The organism is Acidobacteriota bacterium (genome assembly GCA_039030395.1).
Classification (GTDB): Bacteria; Acidobacteriota; Thermoanaerobaculia; order Multivoradales; family JBCCEF01; genus JBCCEF01.
This window is the reverse complement of the sequence record JBCCEF010000006.1, coordinates 109,593-129,248: the sequence shown is the minus strand read 5'-3', so window position 1 is coordinate 129,248 and position 19,656 is coordinate 109,593. Positions and strand designations below refer to the sequence as shown.

The 19,656-nt window shown below is 65.3% G+C and carries 21 protein-coding genes, 2 tRNA genes and 2 other RNA genes; 9 read left to right on the top strand and 16 right to left on the bottom strand.

Going from position 1 to position 19,656, the window contains the following annotated elements; translation table 11 throughout:
• Positions 1 to 105 precede the first annotated feature (105 nt).
• The 3 genes from dusB (at position 106) to ssrA (ending at position 1,982) form a co-directional block, all read left to right on the top strand.
• Positions 106 to 1,089 carry a tRNA dihydrouridine synthase DusB gene (dusB, locus tag AAF481_08425; GenBank protein MEM7481184.1) on the top strand — a complete coding sequence of 328 codons (984 nt, stop codon included), beginning with the start codon at positions 106 to 108 and terminating at the stop codon, positions 1,087 to 1,089.
• Positions 1,086 to 1,613 carry a hypothetical protein gene (locus AAF481_08420; GenBank protein ID MEM7481183.1) on the top strand — a complete coding sequence of 176 codons (528 nt, stop codon included), beginning with the start codon at positions 1,086 to 1,088 and terminating at the stop codon, positions 1,611 to 1,613. The genes dusB and AAF481_08420 overlap by 4 nt, the downstream gene beginning before the upstream one ends.
• Positions 1,614 to 1,635: 22 nt before the next feature.
• Positions 1,636 to 1,982: a transfer-messenger RNA gene (gene ssrA / locus AAF481_08415) on the top strand.
• Between the two features lie 213 nt (positions 1,983 to 2,195).
• Here the strand turns inward: ssrA and mtnA are convergent.
• Entirely contained in the window at positions 2,196 to 3,272 is a 1,077-nt protein-coding gene (mtnA, locus tag AAF481_08410) for an S-methyl-5-thioribose-1-phosphate isomerase (GenBank protein ID MEM7481182.1), read from the bottom strand.
• A 162-nt stretch (positions 3,273 to 3,434) separates the two neighbouring features.
• Between mtnA and AAF481_08405 the strand changes: the two genes are divergently transcribed.
• Entirely contained in the window at positions 3,435 to 4,589 is a 1,155-nt protein-coding gene (locus AAF481_08405; GenBank protein ID MEM7481181.1) for a PLP-dependent aspartate aminotransferase family protein, read from the top strand.
• Between the two features lie 210 nt (positions 4,590 to 4,799).
• Here AAF481_08405 and cutA read toward each other — a convergent pair whose 3' ends face one another.
• From cutA to AAF481_08390, 3 genes are all read right to left on the bottom strand, one after another.
• A complete protein-coding gene (gene cutA, locus AAF481_08400; GenBank protein MEM7481180.1) occupies positions 4,800 to 5,183 on the bottom strand; it encodes a divalent-cation tolerance protein CutA in 384 nt (127 codons plus the stop codon).
• An 89-nt stretch (positions 5,184 to 5,272) separates the two neighbouring features.
• Positions 5,273 to 5,878, bottom strand: coding sequence for a GspH/FimT family pseudopilin (locus AAF481_08395; GenBank protein ID MEM7481179.1), 606 nt, complete (start codon positions 5,876 to 5,878; stop codon positions 5,273 to 5,275).
• Positions 5,879 to 6,026: 148 nt separating this feature from the next.
• Positions 6,027 to 6,386, bottom strand: a complete 360-nt coding sequence (locus AAF481_08390; GenBank protein ID MEM7481178.1) for a helix-hairpin-helix domain-containing protein — start codon at positions 6,384 to 6,386, stop codon at positions 6,027 to 6,029.
• A 484-nt stretch (positions 6,387 to 6,870) separates the two neighbouring features.
• On the opposite strand from AAF481_08390, the gene lepB (AAF481_08385) reads away from it, so the two are divergent.
• The 3 genes from lepB (AAF481_08385) to AAF481_08375 all read left to right on the top strand — a co-directional run bounded on the left by lepB (AAF481_08385) (position 6,871) and on the right by AAF481_08375 (position 8,809).
• Entirely contained in the window at positions 6,871 to 7,542 is a 672-nt protein-coding gene (gene lepB, locus AAF481_08385; GenBank protein MEM7481177.1) for a signal peptidase I, read from the top strand.
• A gap of 178 nt (positions 7,543 to 7,720) precedes the next feature.
• Positions 7,721 to 8,413 carry a signal peptidase I gene (gene lepB, locus AAF481_08380; protein ID MEM7481176.1) on the top strand — a complete coding sequence of 231 codons (693 nt, stop codon included), beginning with the start codon at positions 7,721 to 7,723 and terminating at the stop codon, positions 8,411 to 8,413.
• 12 nt (positions 8,414 to 8,425) lie between these two features.
• On the top strand, positions 8,426 to 8,809 hold the full coding sequence (locus AAF481_08375; protein MEM7481175.1) for a hypothetical protein: 384 nt from the start codon (positions 8,426 to 8,428) through the stop codon (positions 8,807 to 8,809).
• A gap of 225 nt (positions 8,810 to 9,034) precedes the next feature.
• On the opposite strand, the gene pyrF is transcribed toward AAF481_08375, so the two are convergent.
• Entirely contained in the window at positions 9,035 to 9,745 is a 711-nt protein-coding gene (pyrF, locus tag AAF481_08370; GenBank protein MEM7481174.1) for an orotidine-5'-phosphate decarboxylase, read from the bottom strand.
• Between the two features lie 112 nt (positions 9,746 to 9,857).
• Here pyrF and AAF481_08365 point away from each other — a divergent pair, with 112 nt between their 5' ends.
• Positions 9,858 to 11,696 carry an alkaline phosphatase family protein gene (locus tag AAF481_08365; protein MEM7481173.1) on the top strand — a complete coding sequence of 613 codons (1,839 nt, stop codon included), beginning with the start codon at positions 9,858 to 9,860 and terminating at the stop codon, positions 11,694 to 11,696.
• Between the two features lie 50 nt (positions 11,697 to 11,746).
• On the opposite strand, the gene AAF481_08360 is transcribed toward AAF481_08365, so the two are convergent.
• From AAF481_08360 to tadA, 11 genes are all read right to left on the bottom strand, one after another.
• On the bottom strand, positions 11,747 to 12,166 hold the full coding sequence (locus tag AAF481_08360; GenBank protein MEM7481172.1) for a polymer-forming cytoskeletal protein: 420 nt from the start codon (positions 12,164 to 12,166) through the stop codon (positions 11,747 to 11,749).
• Positions 12,163 to 13,032: a ParB/RepB/Spo0J family partition protein gene (locus AAF481_08355; protein MEM7481171.1), complete on the bottom strand. Its 870-nt coding sequence runs from the start codon at positions 13,030 to 13,032 to the stop codon at positions 12,163 to 12,165. The genes AAF481_08360 and AAF481_08355 overlap by 4 nt, the downstream gene beginning before the upstream one ends.
• The gene (locus AAF481_08350; protein MEM7481170.1) at positions 13,029 to 13,787 is read right to left on the bottom strand and encodes a ParA family protein; all 759 of its coding nucleotides are present in this window, start codon (positions 13,785 to 13,787) and stop codon (positions 13,029 to 13,031) included. The genes AAF481_08355 and AAF481_08350 overlap by 4 nt, the downstream gene beginning before the upstream one ends.
• Positions 13,788 to 13,813: 26 nt before the next feature.
• The gene (locus tag AAF481_08345) at positions 13,814 to 14,461 is read right to left on the bottom strand and encodes an RsmG family class I SAM-dependent methyltransferase (GenBank protein MEM7481169.1); all 648 of its coding nucleotides are present in this window, start codon (positions 14,459 to 14,461) and stop codon (positions 13,814 to 13,816) included.
• A gap of 104 nt (positions 14,462 to 14,565) precedes the next feature.
• Positions 14,566 to 15,570, bottom strand: a complete 1,005-nt coding sequence (locus tag AAF481_08340) for a R3H domain-containing nucleic acid-binding protein (protein MEM7481168.1) — start codon at positions 15,568 to 15,570, stop codon at positions 14,566 to 14,568.
• A gap of 13 nt (positions 15,571 to 15,583) precedes the next feature.
• Complete coding sequence (gene yidC, locus AAF481_08335) at positions 15,584 to 17,347, bottom strand: membrane protein insertase YidC (protein ID MEM7481167.1); 1,764 nt, start codon at positions 17,345 to 17,347, stop codon at positions 15,584 to 15,586.
• Between the two features lie 73 nt (positions 17,348 to 17,420).
• Positions 17,421 to 17,627 carry a membrane protein insertion efficiency factor YidD gene (gene yidD, locus AAF481_08330; GenBank protein MEM7481166.1) on the bottom strand — a complete coding sequence of 69 codons (207 nt, stop codon included), beginning with the start codon at positions 17,625 to 17,627 and terminating at the stop codon, positions 17,421 to 17,423.
• Positions 17,628 to 18,054: 427 nt separating this feature from the next.
• Positions 18,055 to 18,192 (bottom strand): 50S ribosomal protein L34, encoded by a 138-nt coding sequence (rpmH, locus tag AAF481_08325; GenBank protein MEM7481165.1) that lies wholly within the window; start codon positions 18,190 to 18,192, stop codon positions 18,055 to 18,057.
• 152 nt (positions 18,193 to 18,344) lie between these two features.
• Positions 18,345 to 18,434 (bottom strand) — tRNA-Ser (locus AAF481_08320).
• Between the two features lie 15 nt (positions 18,435 to 18,449).
• A tRNA-Ser gene (locus AAF481_08315) sits at positions 18,450 to 18,540 on the bottom strand.
• 215 nt (positions 18,541 to 18,755) lie between these two features.
• Positions 18,756 to 19,208, bottom strand: a complete 453-nt coding sequence (gene tadA / locus AAF481_08310) for a tRNA adenosine(34) deaminase TadA (GenBank protein ID MEM7481164.1) — start codon at positions 19,206 to 19,208, stop codon at positions 18,756 to 18,758.
• Between the two features lie 149 nt (positions 19,209 to 19,357).
• On the opposite strand from tadA, the gene ffs reads away from it, so the two are divergent.
• Positions 19,358 to 19,457: signal recognition particle sRNA small type (ffs, locus tag AAF481_08305), an RNA gene on the top strand.
• The last annotated feature ends 199 nt before the right edge of the window (positions 19,458 to 19,656 follow it).

Below are 19,656 nucleotides of genomic sequence, written 5' to 3'. Positions count from 1 at the left end.
GCGAGGCGTTCCCGCCCTCGATGGCGCTGCAAGCGGGCGCCTCGCGAGGCGCGCGTACCCCCACCTGCACAGGCGAATTCTCCAAAGAGCGCATAGAATCGCCCCGTGTTGCGCCTTGGCTCGGTACCCGTTGACCCGCCGCTGATCCTCGCCCCAATGGCTGGGGTGACAGATCGGGACTTTCGCCTGATCGTCCGCCGCATCGGAGGCGCCGGTTTGGTGACGATGGAGTTTCTTTCCTCCCGCGGCTTGGTCGAGGGCGACCCCCGGGTGCTCCGACTGCTCCACTTCTGCGAGGAGGAGAGGCCCCTGTCGGTGCAAATCTACGGCTCCTGCCCGGACACCATGGCGGAGGCCGCCGGGCAGGTGGAGGCAATGGGCGCCGACCTGTGCGACATCAACATGGGCTGTCCCGCCAACAAGGTCTTGAAGGGCTGCGCCGGCGCCTCCCTGATGGCCGATCTCGATCTCGCCGAGCGCATCATCCGAACGGTGCGCCGGGCGATCTCGATTCCCCTCACCGTCAAGTTCCGCCTCGGCATGGACGATCACCGGACCAACTACCTGGACCTGGGCCGCATCTGCCAGCACCAGGGGGTCGACGCCGTCGCGATGCACGGCCGCACGGCGAAGCAGATGTTTCGCGGCGAGGCGGACTGGTCGCCCATTGCCCGTCTCAAGGAAGCGGTCGATATCCCGGTGTTCGGCAACGGCGACGTGCGCACCGCTGACGACGCCGTCCGCATGCTCGCCGAAACCGGCTGTGACGGGGTGATGATCGGCCGCGGCGCCACCCGCAATCCTTGGCTCTTTCGGCAAGCCGCAGCGCGCCTGGCCGGCGGACGCTACCGAGATCCCACCCTGGAGGAACGCCGACTCTTGATTCTCGACCACTTCCGCACGGTGATCGAACGCGAAGACGACGTCTTCGCCCTGCACAAGGTGCGGAGCTTTACCGGTTGGTACAGCCACGGCCTGCCGGAGGGCTTGAGCTTGCGGCGCAAGCTCAGCGGCTGCGCCGACGCGGCGGCGGTGGTGACGGCGGTCGAAGAACACTTCGAGCGCATCGCTCTCGGTGCGGCGGCGTGAGTACCCCACCGGCGGCCGCCGAGGAAGAAGGAGTCTTCACCCAGCGGGTCGAAGTGAAGCGCGATGCGGCTCTCAGGGCGGTCAGAGAAGCGGCCGAAACCTGGGGGGCCGACTGGCAGCAGGAGGGTTCCGGCGGCCGCCTGAGCCTGCCGGTCCTGGCGGGGATTCGCGTTGGTGTGGCGCGGGGCTTTCTGCGGGCGGACCCGACCGGCGACCACACGGACCTGCGCCTCGACCTCGAAGAAACTACCTGGCGGGTACAAACGGCGGCAGCGGGGATCCTGGTGTTTGCGGGCGTCGGCGGACTGTCGACGGTTCTGTGGCCCTTCTTTCCGGCTCTCTTGCCGCTCGCGCCGCTGGGGGCGATCCTGGCCCTTTCCGGCTGGTTCCTGGTCATCACCCGGCTGCAAACCAGCACGCCGGAGGACTTTCTGGCCCTGGTCGATCAGGTGCTGGCCGAGGATGCGCCGGATGGCGAAGAGGCCGACGGCGGGAATTTCGCCCCGCCTCCGTCCGTTGTATAGGACGCGGTTCTTTGGCAACTGAGGGGGCGTACCGGCTTCGACGGGGAACAGAGCGAGCCGGTGGTAGCGTGTCGAGTTTTCTCTCGATAAAAGAAAAAATAACTGCGAACGATAACTTCGCTCTCGCGGCCTAGAGCCGCGCGTGATGACGGGAGCCTGATCCGTGGCGCTCGTCCATCGCGACGCTAATACGGATCTAAGGGTTCGGTCGGCCTCGTGCCGTTCCCGGATTACTCAGTGAGGCTGGTCCCCGCGCCGGAAGCCTGATTCCAAAGCGCGATGGACGAGATCCTCAAAGTCAGGCTACACACGTAGAAGCTGCCGGAACGCGTTTCTCGGACGCGGGTTCGATTCCCGCCGCCTCCACCAATGCCTTGGCTAGCAGAATGCTGAAAAACGGCTTCGCCGATGAGTTCAGCATGCCAGCTAGCTGTTCATTTCCAGGGAGCTGGGCGCCCCCTCGCCCTACGGGCTCACCCCAGCCTCGGCGGGCAAGGCGCCGCCTCGCCTCAGAGGCTCGGTCGCAGGCCGCTACAGCGCATTCCACTCTCCAAGACCCACCCCCGAACATAGGAGTTCACTCTACGCCTCCTTCGCCGCGAAGGCCTGGGCGATCGCTTCGCCGAAGGGTGCTTTGAGCACTCCGACCTCGGTGATGATGGCGGTGATCAGCTCCGCCGGGGTGACGTCGAAAGCGAAGTTCGCCACTGCCGTTTCGAGGGGCGCGGCGCGGCGGCCGAAGAACTCGGTGACCTCGTGCCCCTCGCGCTCTTCGATCGGAATGTCGGCGCCGGTGGGGGTGGCGCGATCGATGGTCGAGAGCGGCGCCGCGACGTAGAACGGTACGCCGTGACGCTCGGCCAACACCGCCAGCGGATAAGTGCCGATCTTGTTGGCCGTGTCACCGTTGGCGGCGATGCGGTCGGCCCCCACCACCACTCGCTCCACCAAGCCGCGGGACAGTAGCGCCCCGGCGCTCGAATCGGTGACCAGGCGATGCGGAATGCCGAGGCGCTTGAGCTCCCAGGCGGTCAGGCGGGCGCCCTGCAGGAGGGGGCGGGTTTCGTCCACCCACACCTGGGCCACTTTGCCGCTCTCCCAGGCGGAGCGAATCACCCCGACGGCGGTGCCCCAGCCGGCAGTGGCGAGGGCACCGGCGTTGCAGTGGGTCAAGGCCCGGTCGCCGGCGGCGAAGAGGGCGGCGCCGTGGGCGCCGATGCGGCGGTTGGTCGCCACATCGTCCGCGTGGAGACCCTCGGCCCACTCGAAGAGAGCCTGCCGCACCGCTGGTCGGCCGGCCGGCCTGTGCTCTCGGAAGACCGCCTTTCCTCGATCCAGCGCCCATCGCAAATTGACCGCCGTCGGCCGGGTACCGGCGAGGTACCGGGCCGCATCTTCGAAGTGAGCGTCGAACTCGCCGGCCGTGGCATCGGCCGGCACCTCGTCCAACGCCACCACCAGGCCATAGGCCGCCGCTACCCCGATCGCCGGCGCGCCGCGCACCGACAAGCGCCGGATCGCCCCGGCAACATCTTCCGTTCGACGGCACTCGAGCCAGACCTCTTCGTCCGGCAGCACGGTCTGGTCCAGCAACTCCAGGTGGTCGTCCGGCCAGCGGATGGGGGAAACATCTGACGCCTTCGAATGGTTGTCGCTCATGTGGGCCATGATACCCACCCACCCTTGGTTTTCGATAAGGAGAACGGGCTACAATGCGATGGCGATCCCACCGGGGCGAAGACGGTCCGTTTTTCTCCCCATCCAGTCTCCACCGGCTGCTCAGATCCAATTGCTGGTGTCCGTTGTAGGGAGGATGATTCTTTGAAGGGCGATCCTAAGAACCTCGGCTTTTCCACCCGCGCCATCCATTCCGGACAGGCGCCCGATCCGCGGACCGGCGCCGTCGCCGTGCCGATCTACCAAACCTCCACCTACGTGCAGGAAGCACTCGGCCACGACACCGTCTACGAGTACGCCCGGGGGCAAAACCCGACCCGCGACGCTTTAGAGGAGAACGTTGCGGCCCTCGAGGGGGGCCTCACCGGCCACGCCTTTGCGTCCGGCATGGCGGCGATCACCGCCATCATGACGCTGCTCGAGGCGGGCGATCACACGGTGGCCTCACGGAACGTCTACGGAGGCACCTTTCGCTTCTTTCGTCACATCCTGGAGCGCCAGAACCTAACCTTCACTTGGGTCGACTCACAAGACCCCGAAGCGGTGGCGGCGGCGATGACCGAAAACACCCGCATGGTGTTCGTCGAAACGCCCACCAACCCGTTGATAGAGATCACCGACATCGCGGCCATTTCCGACATCGCTCACCGGCACAACGCTCTGCTGACGGTGGACAACACCTTCTTGTCGCCCTACCTGCAGCGCCCCATCGAGCACGGCGCGGACCTGGTGGTCCACTCGACCACCAAATTCCTGAACGGCCACAGCGACTCGATCGGCGGTGTGGTGGTCAGCGCCGACGAAAAGGTCAGCGAATGGCTCTACTTCAACCAGAAGTCCTCCGGCGGCATCCTGTCGCCCTTCGACAGCTTCCTGGTGATGCGCGGCATCAAGACCCTGCCGGTGCGAATGGAGTGCCATGAACGCAACACCCGCCGGATTGTCGACCTGTTGATCGACCATCCGCGGGTTCTCAAGGTGCTCTATCCGGGCCTACCGGACCATCCCGGCCACGAGATCCACAAGCGCCAAGCCAGCGGCTTCGGGGCGATGGTCACCTTTGACATGGGCAGCTACGACGAGGCCAAAAAGGTGCTCGACCGAGTGCAGGTGATGAGCCTGGCGGAAAGCCTAGGCGGCGTGGAGACCCTGATCTCCCACCCGGCCTCGATGACCCACGCCTCGGTGCCCGAAGCGCGCCGCGAGTCCATCGGCCTGACGGACGGCCTGGTGCGCATCTCCGTTGGGCTGGAAAGCATCGAAGACCTCTTGGCCGACCTCGGCCAGGCGCTCGGCTAGCGCCTGATTCGCTAGGGGTAATTGGGGCAATCCGGGAGCTAGATGCCGCTCCACTTCACGATCCGAGCCCGAACAGGGTGAGGCGGCGGAGGAGCCGCCGAAGATGGGGTGAGGCTCGATTCATCGAGCCGAGGGGGCGCAGCCCCCTGAAAACGAAAGCAAAAAGGCTGCTGAAATACGCGAAGCGTATTTTTTCAGCAGCCTTTTTTGCTAGAAGTCCGTGTCGTCGGGGTTGCCGAACTGGTACTGCTCATCTTCGTCGTCGGTGAAGTCGGCGGTCTTGTCGACGCTTTCGCCGATCCAGGCGAGGAAACCCGCATCGCCGTCGGTCACCGAGAAGGCCAGGATCTCCGGCAGCTCGTAGTTGTGGAGTTCGCGGATCGTCTCGGCGACGGCCTCGAACTCTGAGGCGGCAGTCTTGACCACCAACATCAGCTCGCCGTCGGTGCAGATCTTGCCTTGCCAGCGGTAGGTGGAACGAATTCCAGGAAGGACGTTGACGCAGGCCGCGCGACGCCTCACCAGCAGTTCGCGGGCGATGAGGTTGGCCTGTTCCTCGGTACCCACGGTGGTCACGACGACGATGGCGCGCATCGCCGGAAACCTTACTCCAGTCGTTTCGAGGGAGTCAATCGACGCCCGTCGATAAACCCCCGGGGCGGCTGCAGGCGGTCGATCGAACATCATTCTCTCCAGGCGTCCTTCGCCGGATCCCACAGCAGCACCCGGATGCGACCGCTCGCTCCGGCGACCCGCACCGCCGCCAGCCGGAATTTGCCGTCGGTCAAATACACGGAGCCCGGGGTGGCGCTTCCCAGCGGGTCGAAGGAGGCGATGTCGGACCGGTTGAAGCGAATGGGATCGTCGAGGCGATCGAGGCGCCGGCTCGGCCGACCAGGATCCCGCGCCGGCGCCCCCGGCGGAAAGCCGAAGCGCGCGGCCGGACCGAAGCGGGACAGCCGCTTGCCCAGCACCCGGGGATCGATCCCGGAGGCGATGTCGTCCCGCCGCACGCCGTCCCCGTCGCCGTCATAGAACATCTCCCAGGTCACGAAGTCCTCTCCGGGCAGAAAACGTACGCCGACGTTGGCGCCGTAGCGCACCGCCCAGGCGCGAGCCTGGTGGAAGGTATGGGCGACTTCCGCCGCCGCCAAACGAATTCTCGACTCCGCAGCGGCTCGCATCAGCGGCGGCACCGAGATGCTGGCGAGAAAGGACAGCACCGCCAGCGCCACCACCATCTCCACCAGATTGAAACCGCCTTGGGCCGCCCATCCGGATTTGGGCACACCTCTCCTCACCGGGAACCTCCTTTGCTTCGTTTTTTCGCGCCATGGGCGGCGGGCTGCCGCCCGCCGCGGGCTGTCGATGGGATGAATCAACGAGGGTAGGGGAGCGACCTCCGGCGCGCTCCCCTACCTCCTCGCAAGAGACGCTCTAGCTGTCGGCGCCTTCCCTCGCCCGCTGAGTGCGGACCTTTTCGCTCAGGGTGGTGTCGCCCTTCAGGGTGATGTAGGGCAGCATCTGCTCGAAAGTCTTCTCACCGATGCCGCGCACCAACATCAGCTCCTCGAGGCTCTTGAAAGGCCCGTTGTCTTCGCGGAAATCGACGATGCGCTGGGAAACCGCCGGACCGACCCGCGGCAGCAAGGCGAGTTCCGTTGCGCTCGCCGTATTGATGTTGACCTTGTCCTCGGCCGCGAAGGCCGGCAGGCAAAGGCACGAGAGGATGGACAGCATGAGGACGATGGTCGCGGAACGGCGGATCGAAAGCTGGTCAGCGTTGCTGTGAAACATGGTTTCTCCTTTTGGCAGCCCGAGACCCTCGGGCCGTTGGTCAGTTCTTGCCGTTGAGCGGCTCCGGCCGGGATGGCATTTCCGACCGGGGTCCTGCGATGGCCCTAGGCCGGACCCACGCGGTCCGGCCGTAGAGCGGCCTTGTCGAGAACTTCGTTGCGGCTTTCCTTGAGCGCCCCCTTTCTCCGATTGACGTTCGGGTGGGGGTAGATCAAGCCTCGAGCCACTTCGCAAAGATTCACGCAAGATGCTGAAATAAATGAACTTGTGTGGCTTCTCATCGTCGGATCGACGGACCGCGCCGTACAACGCCCTTGCCGCCGCCACACCGGAGAAGGTGGGGGTCTCCGAGGGGAGCGGTGCCAGGCCTGGTCGTCCTGCGACGTCCTACGAATTGGACAAGTGCCAGTTGGTTTTTCAGCCGAGTCGGCGGGCCGGGAAATGCCTTGGGATTCCCTCTGGATTGCTGTAGATTGGACCCGCCGTGGCAAAGAAAAGATCGATGTTCCGCGAGTACTCCGAGGCGATCCTGATCGCCGCGCTCTTCCTACGCTTCGCCAACACCTTTGTCGTACAGACCTTCTACATTCCGAGCAGCTCGATGGAGGAAACCCTACTGGTGGGGGACCACCTGTTCGTCAATCGCTTCATCTACGGCGACACGGCGATGGGGATCGAGCAGTCGCTCCTGCCAGCGCGGGACCTACGGCGCGGAGATATCGTGGTGTTCCGGTCGCCGGAGGATCCGAACATCGACGTGGTGAAGCGCTGCGTCGGCCTGCCCGGCGATCGAGTGGAGGTGGTACGAAAGCAGCTCTGGATCAACGGCTCGCCGGTGGAGGATTCGAGCTACGCCCGGCACCGGGACAGCCGAATGATCCCGATGCGCGACTTCATGCGGCCGATCGTGGTACCCGAGGACCAGTACTTCTGCATGGGCGACAATCGCGACTTTTCGCACGACTCGCGGTTCTGGGGCACCTTGCCGGCGGAGCTGGTGAAGGGTCGGGCGGCGGTGGTGTACTGGTCCTACGGCGGAGAGCCGCCGCCGGAGACCTGGCCCGGCTTCATCGGTAAGCTGCGGCAACTCGGCCGCACGGCCCTCGGCTTCTTCACCCGCACCCGCTGGGAACGAACCCTCCATCTGATCCGGTAGCAGAGTGCCGAGAAACTCGTCAGCACTCTGCTTCGGGTCCGAAGGGCGAGGCGGCGCCGTAGGCGCCGCGCAAGGGGTAATCCGGCCGATCTTCCATCGCAAAGCCGCAGGCTTCCCGGGGGAGCCGGGGATCGGCCAGCGGACCGTCGCCGGCTGGTGGGAGATCGGGTAGCGCTCCGTGCGTCGCCGATCAGCCATCGCCCTGGAGATTTGCGAGGCGGTTCTCATCGCCCTGGTGCTGGCGACCTTCGCCAAAACCTTCGTGGTGCAGGCCTACCAGATCCCTTCCGGCTCGATGGAGCAGAACCTGCTGATCGGCGACCACATCCTGGTCAACAAATTCATCTACGGACCGAGCCCGTCGATTCTGGAGCAGGCGCTGCTGCCGGTACGGCCGATCAAGCGCGGGGATGTGGTGGTGTTTCGTTTCCCGGAGGATCCGCAGCGCGACTTCATCAAGCGGTGCGTCGGTCTGCCGGGGGATCGAGTGGAGCTGGTGGACAAGGCGCTGGTGGTCAACGGCCGACCGGTGGACGACACCTCTTACACCTATCGGGTGGACCCGCGAACCTACCCGTCGTCTCGCTTTCTGCCGGAGGCACAGCGTTTCCGGGACAACTTCGGTCCCTACTCGGTACCGGCCAACGGCTACTTCTTTCTCGGCGACAACCGCGACAACTCGAACGACTCCCGCGCCTGGCAGTCCGTTCCGAATCAGTTGATCCGGGGGCGGGCGTTCATGATCTACTGGTCTTTCGAGCCGGAGGAACAGGCCAACCCATCGGAGTCCGAGGGAGGATTCCAATGGAGTGATCTATCGGTGATGTTCCGAGAGATTCGATGGGATCGAATTTTTTCCATTGTTCGCTAGAGGGGAAGTTTTATGAAGACAAAATTTGGCATCGCCGATAAAGAGCGCGGCGAGGGACGGATCGGCTGCATCTTCTGGTGCCTGGTATTGATCGTGGCGGTGATGGTGGCCTGGGAAATGGTCCCGATCAAGATCCGTAGCGCCGAGTTCTACGACTTCATGGTCGATCAAGCCGCCGTCGCGACCCACGACCGGTCGTCCGAGAACATCAAAAAGCGGCTCCTCAACAAGGCCCACGACCTCGACATTCCGCTGGACAAGAAGAACCTCTCGGTGGAGCGCATCGGCGACCGCATCAAGATGCGGGCGACCTACATGATTCCGGCGGAATTCCCCGGATACACCTACGAGTGGGAGTTCGAGCACGAGGTGGACCGCAACCTCTATATCTTCTAGCAAACCTGCGGAAGATGCGCTTCGCGCATTTTTTCAGCAGGCTTGCTAGATCTGTTTTAGGGGGGCTCGACGCTTCCCTTTCCCGAATTTCTTCGGGCTCACCCCCGTCCTCGGCGCTTTCAGCACCGCCTCGCCCTCTGGCTCGGAACACCTTGCTGAAGCGGCCTTTGCGGGTGATTTCCGCGCGCCGATTGGGGAGTCGCCAGGCGATCCCTGCAAGGGATGCTAGCGGACAGCAGAGATTTCGCGGCGGAGGGAGGCGAGGGCAGCTTCCGGGTCTGGAGCCGCGGTCAAGGGGCGGCCGATGACCAGTAGGTCGGAGCCGGCGGCGAGGGCGCCGGCCGGATCGGCCACCCGCTTTTGATCGTCCGCCGAGGCGCCGCCCCAGCGGATGCCGGGGGTGACGAGGGTAAACGGCCGCGGCAAGCGTTGCCGCAATACCGCGACTTCCCGGGCGGAGCACACCACGCCATCGCACCCCGCCGCCCGTGCCAGACCCGCCCAGCGCTCGACGCGGTGAGCGCTCCCGCCGGGGAGATCGAGTTCCGATAGGGCCGCGGCGTCGAGGTGGGTGAGTACCGTGACAGCGAGGATATTCAGCTCCCCGGCCGCCGCTTCGGCGGCCGCTTCAAGCGTCGCGCGGCCGCCGCCGGCGTGGACCGTCAGATAGTCCACCCCCAGCTCCTTCGCCGACCGCACCGCACCGGCAACGGTGTTGGGGATGTCGTGCAGTTTCAAATCCAGAAACACCGACCGGCCGTGGCGGCAGGCCGCGGCGACGGCTGGCGCCCCCCACCGGACAAAGGCTTCGAGACCGACCTTCAGCACTCCGACGCGCGGGCCGAAGTCGGTGCACCAGCGGTCGAAGATCTGGCGCTCGGGGGTGTCGAGCGCCACTGCTACGCAATCGAGACTCGGCTCAGTTGTCACATCGATCTCCTCGCTCGCGTCCTCGGCCGGTCATAGCCGCCGACGGATCCGGGGCGACGATTCTGGCCTTCATCGGCGCGGGACTTTACCATTGGAGGCGCCGCCATCGACCGGATCCATGACCGACGCTCGCCACACCGCACACCCCGATTCTCGTCCCTGGCGCACCCCCGCCTGGTTCGATGTCGTGGCGGCAGGTTTCTTGCCCGGCCTGCTCTTCGGTATCCAGCTCACCGGCTTGATCTTCTTTCTCAATCCGGGCTTGCCCTTCGACGTCGCCCCGGTGGCCCGGGGCGCTGGAATCTACGGTGGCGGCCTCGGATTGCTGACCCTAGCGGCCAGCCTGCCGTTTCTGTGGGGCCGGCGCCAGCGGGCGCGTCGTTTCCTGCCCTGGGCGCTGACCGTCGCCCTCGCCGCGGCGGCGCTGTTTCACTGGATTCACGCCTCGCGGTTCAATTTCTTCCTGCCGCCGGGCATCAACATCCGCTTGATCAAGGCCTCGGCCCTGTTGTCCTTTTCGGCCCTCGTCGCCTTCTACACGGCGCTCCTCCACTCCCTCCAAGACCGCCGCTACGGAGTGCGCAGCCTGGCGGGCTTCGTCATCCTCTCTCTCGCTTCGGTGTACTTCGTGATGGAGCGCCGGGATGCCTTTCGGCCACGTATCGGGCCGGCGCCGCGAGTTTCGACGGTGGCGGAAATCCAGCGTCCGCGTCTCCTGCTGGTCGGCCTCGACGGAGCGACCCTGGACGCCCTGCTGCCCGCCGCCGGTCAGGGCAACCTGCCGTTTCTCGACCACGCCCTGCGCAACGGTGCCTACGGCCGCCTGACCTCCTTCGGCCCCTTCCGGCGCAAGTCTCTGTGGACCACCCTGGCGACCGGTAAGTTGCCCTACAAGCACGGTCTCGTCTCGGAGCGGATCTACCCCGCGCCCCTACTGGCCGAGGGCGGGCAGATCGCCATCCTGCCGGCGGGTCTCGCCTTTCAACATTGGGGAACCCTCGGTCGGAGAGGTAGCCCATCCGACGGCACCGAACGACGGGCGCTTGCGCTGTGGGAGGTACTTCCGCGCCTGGGCATGACCAGCAGCATGCTCGGCTGGCCGGCGAGCGCACCGGTTTCGGAAGATCCGAATCAGGCGATTTCCGAGCGGTTTTTCTCGGCGCCGCGGCAGGCTGGGGTCGCCCGGCCGACGGACATTGCCGAACGCGCCCGGATCTTCCGGCTACGCCAAGACGAGCTGGACCCACAGCTCACCGCCCGCTTCGGACCATCGCCGAATTCGGAGGTGCTCACCGCCCTCGCCGGCGACCTCTGGCGAGACTCGCTGGGCCAGTTCTTCCTGGCGGCGGAACCGCCCCCGGAGGCTCTGATGATGGTCCTGGACGGCCTGGCGGGGGTTTCCGAGAGCGCCTTCGGAGGCTTCGCCGCCGCCCGCATCGAAGGCCTTCACGACGGCGCCTACAGCGACGCGGCGGAGACCCTGGAGGCCTACTACGCCTATTGCGACCAGGCCATTGCAGGGCTGTGGGAGGCGATCCCCGAACCCAAGCTCCTCGCCGTGGTGTCGGCCTACGGCGCCGGCGCCCCGGCGGGCTGGGCTCGCAACTGGCGGGAACTGGCCTCCGAGCCGTGGATCGGCGGCAGTTTCCGGGGTTCGCCGGATGGCGTGCTGCTGCTCTACGGCGAGGGCATTCGGCAGGGCTCCCTGCTCACCGGCGCCGGCCTGGTCGACGTCCTGCCGACCCTGATGTATGGGCTGGGCCTGCCGATCGCCCAGGATCTGGACGGCCGGGTGATCACCGCCGCCTTCGACCGTTCCTTCCTGGCGGGCAACCCACTGACTTTCCTACCGTCCTATGAAGCCCTGACCCCGCCTTCGAGGAGGCCACCCCCGGCCGCACCCTTGACACCCTTGACACTGCCGGTCGCGGCACCGGGAGGCACGAACACAAGATGAATTCGGTCCCCTTGCCGAACCATCAAACGAAGTCTAAATTCTTTAAAATCTTACGATTGCGCGGCTTTCGAGACCAGCTTGGGGCCACGGTCGGCGGTCTGGTCAGGGGTCGGATCCTGCCTCGGTTGCCGATCCATTGAGCAGCTTCCCTCGAAGAAGGCACCGTCCTCGATCACCAGGGCGGGGGTCGAAAGGTCCGCGTACACCCGCCCACCGGCGGCGACGTGGATGCGCTTGCGGGCGGTGACGGCGCCGCGCACCGTGCCCGAAACGAACACCTCGTCCACCTCCGCCTTGCCGTCGATCTCGCCGCTCTCGCCGACGATCAGGATGCCCCTCGAGGTCACCGTACCGGTGACCTTGCCATCGACCCGAAAGGAGGTGTCGAAGCGCAGTTCGCCCTCGATGTGACTTCCACGGTCGAGAAAACCGTTCAGCTCGCTGGCGGAGCTGTCATTCTTGAAAATCATGGGCCCTCTCCCTTGGAAATCAGCAGGTCGTACAGCCGGATCAGCTCCTCTTCAGTGTGAAAGTGGAGAAGAACTCGGCCCCCTTTTCCGCGGCGGCGAATCTCGACCCGAGTCTGGAGCTTCTGGGTGAGCGTCTCCTCGGCGGCGGCGGTGTGGACCTCGATCGATCGCGCCTTCGGGGTCCTCCCTTTGCGGCCACCCTTGGCCGATCGTACCAGCCGCTCGAGATCCCGTGCGCTCAGGCTCTTGTTGACCGCGCGTTCAGCCCAGCGGCACTGCTCTTCCCGCGAGTCGAGGGCGAGGAGCGGACGCGCCTGGCCGGCGGTCAGACGGCCGTCGCGCATCAGGTCGGTGACCTCCGTCGGCAGCCGCAGCAGCCGCAGGGAGTTGGCGACCGTGGTGCGGGCCTTGCCCACCCGCGAAGCGAGTTCGTCCTGAGACAGGGAGAATTTGTCCTGCAGGGTTTGGTAGGCCTCGGCCTCTTCCACCGAGTTGAGATCCGAGCGCTGAAGGTTCTCGACCAGCGCCAGCTCCAGGAGTTCCTGGTCGCCGGAAATCTCCCGCACCAGAGCGGGCACTTCCGCCAGCTCGGCGCGCTGGGCAGCCCGCCAGCGGCGTTCGCCGGCGACGATGGTGTAGCCGCCGGCCGAGCGGGCGGTGACGATGATCGGCTGGATGACCCCCTGAGCACGGATCGAATCGGCAAGCTCTTCGAGACCGGTCTCGTCGAACCGGCTGCGCGGCTGGTCGCGATTCGGGTGTAGCTCGCCCACCGCGAGCTGCCGGGCTCCGGTCGGCGCCGTTGGCGCGCTCTGGATCAAGGAGTCGAGGCCGCGCCCCAGGCCGCGTTTCTTGGCGGCGCTCATGCCGCCCTCCGCAGCAGCTCCCGGGCGACGGCCAGATAGGCTTCGGCGCCGCGGCAACGGATGTCGTACTGCAGGATCGGCATGCCATGACTCGGCGCTTCGGCGAGGCGCACATTGCGCGGTACCACCGTGTCGAACACGGCGCCGCCGAAGTGGCGCCGAATCTCATCGGCGACTTCCTTCGAAAGGTTGGTGCGATCGTCATACATGGTCAGCAGAACTCCGGATATCTCGAGGCGCGGATTGAGGGCACCGCGCACCCGGCCGACGGTCGAGATCAGTTCGCTGATGCCCTCCAAAGCGAAGTACTCCGCTTGGAGCGGCACCAGCAGGCCATCCGCCGCGGTCAATGCACTGACCGTCAGGTGGCCGAGGGACGGCGGGCAGTCCACTAGGATCACGTCGTAGTTCTTACGAACTGCGGAAAGGGCCGATTTCAGCCGATTCTGCCAGTCGTCCTGATCGACGAACTCGACCTCGATACCAACCAGATTGCGATCCGTCGGCAGCAAGTCCAGGTTTGGAAAGCCCGAATTCTTGATCGCGCTTTCGGCGGAAGCGGAGCCTCCCAGGACCTGATACAGGTGCGGCGACGAGGCTTCGGCCCCGAGGCCGCGAGTGGCGTTTCCCTGGGGATCGCAATCGACCAGCAGAACCCGCTTCTCGAGCGCGCCGAGGGCGGCTCCCAGGTTGATGGCCGTCGTGGTCTTGCCCACGCCACCCTTCTGATTCGCGATCGCCAGGATCGTCCCCATCGATTACGACCTCACAAGAAAAAGGGCTACGCCGCCCTCACCACCTCTAGCACCCGCCGGGAGCGGCTACCGGTCAAGGGAAGCTCCCGACCCGGCCGCAGATCCGGAGGTAGCGGTGGATCTTCCGCACCGACCCAGAACAAGAACCGACCCGTCGCCGTCCATCGGGTAGCGAGCAGCGAGAGGATTTCTGGGGGTAGGCGAAGGGCTCGGAGCGTGATGCAGTCAACAGTCTCCGGGAATCCCCGGGGCAACGGATCGCCGACTCTAGCATTGAGGCACTGGCAGAACAAAGAGGGCAATGCCGCCGAGGCGGCACGAGCCGCGGCCATCAGGAAGGACCACTTCTTGGCCCGCGCCTCGATCAAGGTCACCCGCAGTTCCGGACGCGCTGCTGCCAATACGAATCCCGGAAAACCGGCGCCGGATCCGATATCCACTAGGACGCCTCGCCGGGGGACGAGGGGCAACGCCGCCAAGGCCTCGCCGTAATGTCGCGGCAGAACCTCGTGGCTCGATGCCGGTCCGACCAGCGCCAGGCGGTCACTCCATCGGCGTAGTTCTTGGTAATGGCGGGCAAGTGCCGCCAGGGATTCAGGGGAAAGAGGTTCCGGCGACAGAGCCGACAGATCGTCGGACAACTCTTGCGGGTGGATCTCGGGAAGCTGGGTCATGTTTCACGTGAAACATCGGCGGCCGGCGACGGGTCCCACTCTGCTCTTCGACCGCCGGCGCCACGCTTGTGTTTCACGTGAAACATCCGCTCTAACCTGCGGTCTTATGCAGGCCGTAGGGTGACCTTCTTGCGGAAGCCGCGGCCATCGCTACGGGACACGATCTCCTGATCATGCTCTACCGCGATGTGGACGATGCGCCGGTCACTCGGCTCCAAAGGGCCCGTCGAGTGAGGAGTTCCTGAAGCCTTGACCTCCCGCGCTAGCCGCAGGGCCAACTGCCGAAGTTCTTCTTCGCGGGCGGCGTGGAAGCCGTCGCTGTCCACCCGCACCGCCGTCGTCTCACCGGCAACACCGCGGATCAGGCGCGGCATCAGGTGCTCGACCGCCTGAAGCAGCTCACCCTTCTCGGCCGTCAAGAGATCTTGGTCACGACCACTGAAGTCGATCTCCAGTCGCTCCTCGCCCTGAAAGATTGCCGCTTCGATATCGAGACCGGCCACTTGCAGGAGGGGGATCAGCGCCTGGTCCGCCGCCTTGGCGAAACGCCCGGTGGCTTCTTCGGCGGCCGCTGCCGGGGGAGCCGGGGTCGATTGCGGAGCCTCCGTCTGCTGTCCCAGATCCATATCGCCCGGATCGCCCGCCGCGGCCTGATTGTCATTGCCCTGGTCGTCCGCCGCAGCCGGATCGTCGCTATCCGGATCGTCGTCGCCGAGGAACAAGGGCGCCGAAAGATCCTCGCCAATGGGCTCGTCGTCGACGACGTCCTCCGCCTTTTCGGTCGCCGTGTCCGGGGTCGACGCCACCTCTTTCGGCGGCATCGAGCCCACCGGAACGGCACCCGGCTGCGCGATGGGCTGTGCGGGCTCGGAAGGAGCCGTAGACTGCAAAGATTCCGTCGCGACCGGCACCTCGGGCCGCGGAGCCGCCTCGGCCGAGGATCCGTCACCGCGCACCACGATCACCACCCGCTTGCGCCCCTTGAGGGTGCCACCCTTCTTCTTGACTTCTTCGTACACCAGATCGTCCGGCTCCAGGCCGAGCTGCGAGGCGGCGGAGAGCACCGCCTGCCGGAGGTTATTGCCGGAGAAGTATTGTTTATCGCTCATCGAGTCCGCTCCCTCAGGATTTCTTGGCGCCCTTTTTGGGCTCATCCTTCTTCTTGAACTGGTTGTACGCGCCTTGCTGGATGATCGTCAGAACGTTGTTGGTCAGCCAGTAGAGCACGAGTCCGCTGGGGAAACCCAGGAACAGGAAGGTCATGAAGACCGGCATCAGTTGGAAGATTCGCCGCTGCATCGCGTCGCCGGCCATCGGCGTCATCTTCTGCTGGATGAACTGCGTCGCCCCCATGATGATCGGCAAAGCATAAAACGGATCCGGAGCCGAAAGGTCCTGGATCCACAACATCCAGGGCGCATTTCGCAGCTCCACCGCGGCGCCCAGCAGACGGTAGAAGGCGAACAAGACCGGGAGCTGCAGGAGCATCGGCAGGCAACCGCCGGCCGGGTTGACCCCCTCGCTCTTGTACAGACCCATGATCTCCTCGTTCATCTTGCGCTGCATCTCGAGGTTGGGCTTGCCGTTCTTGTCTTTGAGCTTCGGCCGGTACTTGGCACGAATGCTCTGCATCTTCGGTCCCAGCTCCTGCATCCGTCGCATCGACTTGTAGCTCTTGTGGGTCAACGGAAACAGGATCAGCTTGATGCCGACGGTGAGTAGCACGATCGACCAGCCCCAGTTGGCCACCATGTTCTCGTGGATCCAAAACAGGCCGATGAACAGCCAGCGCGCCAAGAATCCGAACATTCCCAGGTTCACGGTGCCGTCCAGGCCGTAGGGCATGGCGCTCAAGCGCCGGAGGTTCTTGGCCCCCCAAAAGGCCTCCATCTCCAGCCGGTCGCCGGCCGGCTCGAGCAGCAGGGCGTAGTCGCGCTGCAGGTCCTTCTGTGCTTTGGTGAGTTGCTCCTTCGGAGGCACTGGGGCGAAGGCCCATAGACCGTCCGGCCGGTGGTCCATCAGCAGCGGATTGAAGACCACGCCACGCAAGGGGGTCTCGGGATTCGGGATGGCGACCGTCAGGAAGTAGTGGTCTTCCAGGCCGACCCAGCGCAGGCCGGTGGCCGGCAGGGCTTCCAGCTCGGCTCCCTTGCGGGCGTCCACCCGCTCAATGTCCTCGCCGAGCAGGTACACGCCTCCGCGCTCTCCGGCATAGCGGCTCTCCAGCTCGTCCGGTGAGGGATTGCGGATCCCCGGCCCGAGCCACAGCGACCAGTCCGCCGGCCGCTCCACCTCGACCGCCACCTCGAAAATTCCGTCGCGCCGGAAGCGAAACCTCTTCTCCGCCGTTCCCGCCGAGCTACGGTGCCGAAACGTGATGGTGCGTTCGTCCCCGCTGCCTTGTTGCTCGACGGCGAAAAGGGCGTTGTCGAGAGCCAGAGGCTCACCGGAGGCCGGATCGACCAGCGAGAACGGCAAGCGCTCGTTCTCCCGGTAGCGAACCAGGTCGACCCTTTCGCCGTCCGAGGCGGTGTGATTCTTGAGCACGAAGGAGGTCAAGCGCGCGCCCCGGTTGGACAAGGTGGCGCGGAAGCGTTCACCATCCACCACCAACCGCTCCTCGGCGGAGGCATCGATGTCCTCCGCGGCCGCGGCGGCCGTTTCGCCGGCCGCAGCGTCGCCGGGTGCTGGTTCCATGCGCTCCACCGCATCGGCCGAACCGGTGCCGGATTCCGCGTCGGCGGCGAAGGAGCGCCCGCCTTCCACCGTCGTCAACTCCGAGCCGGGCCGGCTCAGGCTCTTCTCCGGCGGCGGAAAGAAGTAATTCCACGTCAGCAGGATGCCCAACGACAGTACGAAGGCGAGCAGTAAGCGCCGAATGTCCAAATTTCTCTCGATCCTTTCTAGTAACGCCTATTGCCGCAAGAGAAAACAAAAATGCCGCAGCGCGGCAGGCCGGTCATGGGAGATCGACGCCTCCGGGGTGGAACGGGTTGCAGCGCAGAATTCTCGCCATGCCTCGCACTACGCCTCGCAGGGCTCCATATTCGATCACCGCCAGCCGGGTGTACTCGGAACAGGTGGGCGTGAAGCGACAGGAACGCGGCAGAAGGGGGGAAAGCCACCGCTTGTAGCCGTCGAGCGCCCAGACTGCCGTGCGCGCCAGGGCGGTTGCCGACTGGGACCGGTGCCTCAACGTTCCTTCGGCGGTTGCTGGACGCTTCCTAACAGGCCCCGAAGCTCTCGCTGAAAGGGTTGGAAATCCGCCTTCCGCGACGCGGGCTTGAGGTGAACCACCAAATCGATCGCCGGAAGGCTGCCGAGCCGATCCCATCGCCGATAGATCTCTCGAATCCGCCGTTTCAGACGCTGGCGATGAACGGCGTTGCCGACCTTGCGGCTGGCCGTGATGCCGAGCCGCGGACGCCCCTGATCATTAGGGGCGAAGTAAAGCAACATCCACTCCCCATGACGGCGCCGGCCGCGCCGGTAGCAGCGCTGGAAATCGGCGCGCCGCTTGAGTCGATCCTCCGGCCGAAAGCGCTCACCTCTAGGAGCCGCATCTCGTACCGGAGAAGTTGACCGCTCTACGCTCAGGCCGACAGGCGCTTGCGGCCCTTGCGGCGCCGGTTGCGCAGAATGGCCCGGCCGGCCCGGGTCTTCATGCGGGCGCGAAAGCCATGACGGCGCGCGCGGCGCAGATTGTTGGGCTGAAAAGTCCTCTTCACAATGAACCACCTTCCTCTTTCGGGACGGCGGCGGACTCCGCCACTGCTCAGGGAATCCGCCCGTCCTGATACTGACTCAAAGAGCCGAGTGCTCTCGGCTCGGAACACGTCATGTCAAACCCAAACGTCGCCGAAAGCTGTATCGGCTTCTGCGATGGCGGAGAGGGTGGGATTCGAACCCACGGACCGGTTGCCCGGTCAACGGTTTTCGAGACCGCCCCATTCGACCACTCTGGCACCTCTCCCGGGTCGCGATGAGATGGCGGAGAGGGTGGGATTCGAACCCACGGTAGGGGGTTGCCCTACACACGCTTTCCAAGCGTGCTCCTTAAGCCACTCGGACACCTCTCCGTACACTCTCAAAGATCTAGGAGGTCAAGGCACCGACAACTCGATGCCGGCCTCGACCGAGCCCAGTGGGCTCGGCGGCGGCGCAAGCCGCCGTGGACGGGGTGAGCCCCAAAATAGACATCTCTTGGGGCGAGGGGGCGCCCAGACCCCTGACCAACAACAGCTAGTGAACCTGCTGAAACCATGCGCGAAACGCTTGTTCGGCGGTCTGCTAGCTAACGTCTCAAGGCGGCAAAAAAGCGCTTCAAAACCGCCGAGCACTCCCCGCCCAGCACGCCGGACCGCACCTCCAGCCGGTGGTTGAGGCGCGGGTCCCGGGCGAGATCGCCTAGGCTGCCGCACCAACCGGCCTTCGGATCCGTCGCCCCGAAGACCAACCGCTCCAGGCGGCTATTGACTAGGGCGCCGGCGCACATGGCGCAAGGTTCCAGGGTGACGAACATTTCGCACCCCACCAAACGCCACCCCGCGATTTGAGACGCCGCCTGGCGAATCGCCAGAATCTCCGCGTGCGCCAGCGGGTCGCCGTCCAACTCGCGCCGGTTGTGGGCGCGGGCGATCAGCTCGCCGTCTCGCACGATGACCGCGCCGACGGGCACCTCGCCCAGTTCCGCCGCCCGGTGGGCTTCGGTGAGCGCTTCGCCCATCCATACGACGTCGTCGATCATCTCTTTCGCTCGCTGGAGACGCACTTCTCCCGGCGATCGCAAGGCCGCCCATCATACACACAAGGGGCCCAGCGGGTAAATAGGCTCTCGAGCTTTACATTGGTAAGCCCTGGCCGTACCATGAAGGGCCCCGCGTCGGCGGACGAAGGGTTCGGGTCCTGTGCATCGGTCGACTCCGAACCTCGTCAGGCCCGGAAGGGAGCAGCGATAAGGGGATCCGATCGAGTGCCGCAGATTCGCCGGAACCCTTCGTCGGCCGACGCCGGACCAAACCACACCTAGCCTGCCTTTCTCACCGGCGAGCGTAGCGAGAGGCCGTAGGTCGCTGGAGATGCAAGGCATCCGCGGGTTCTGTGACGAAGTCGTACTGTCAGTACATAGAGGAGCAGGTTCAGCGGATAACGCAGCAGATTCAGTGGCATACGGCCTCGCAGTAGCTTGCCGGTCA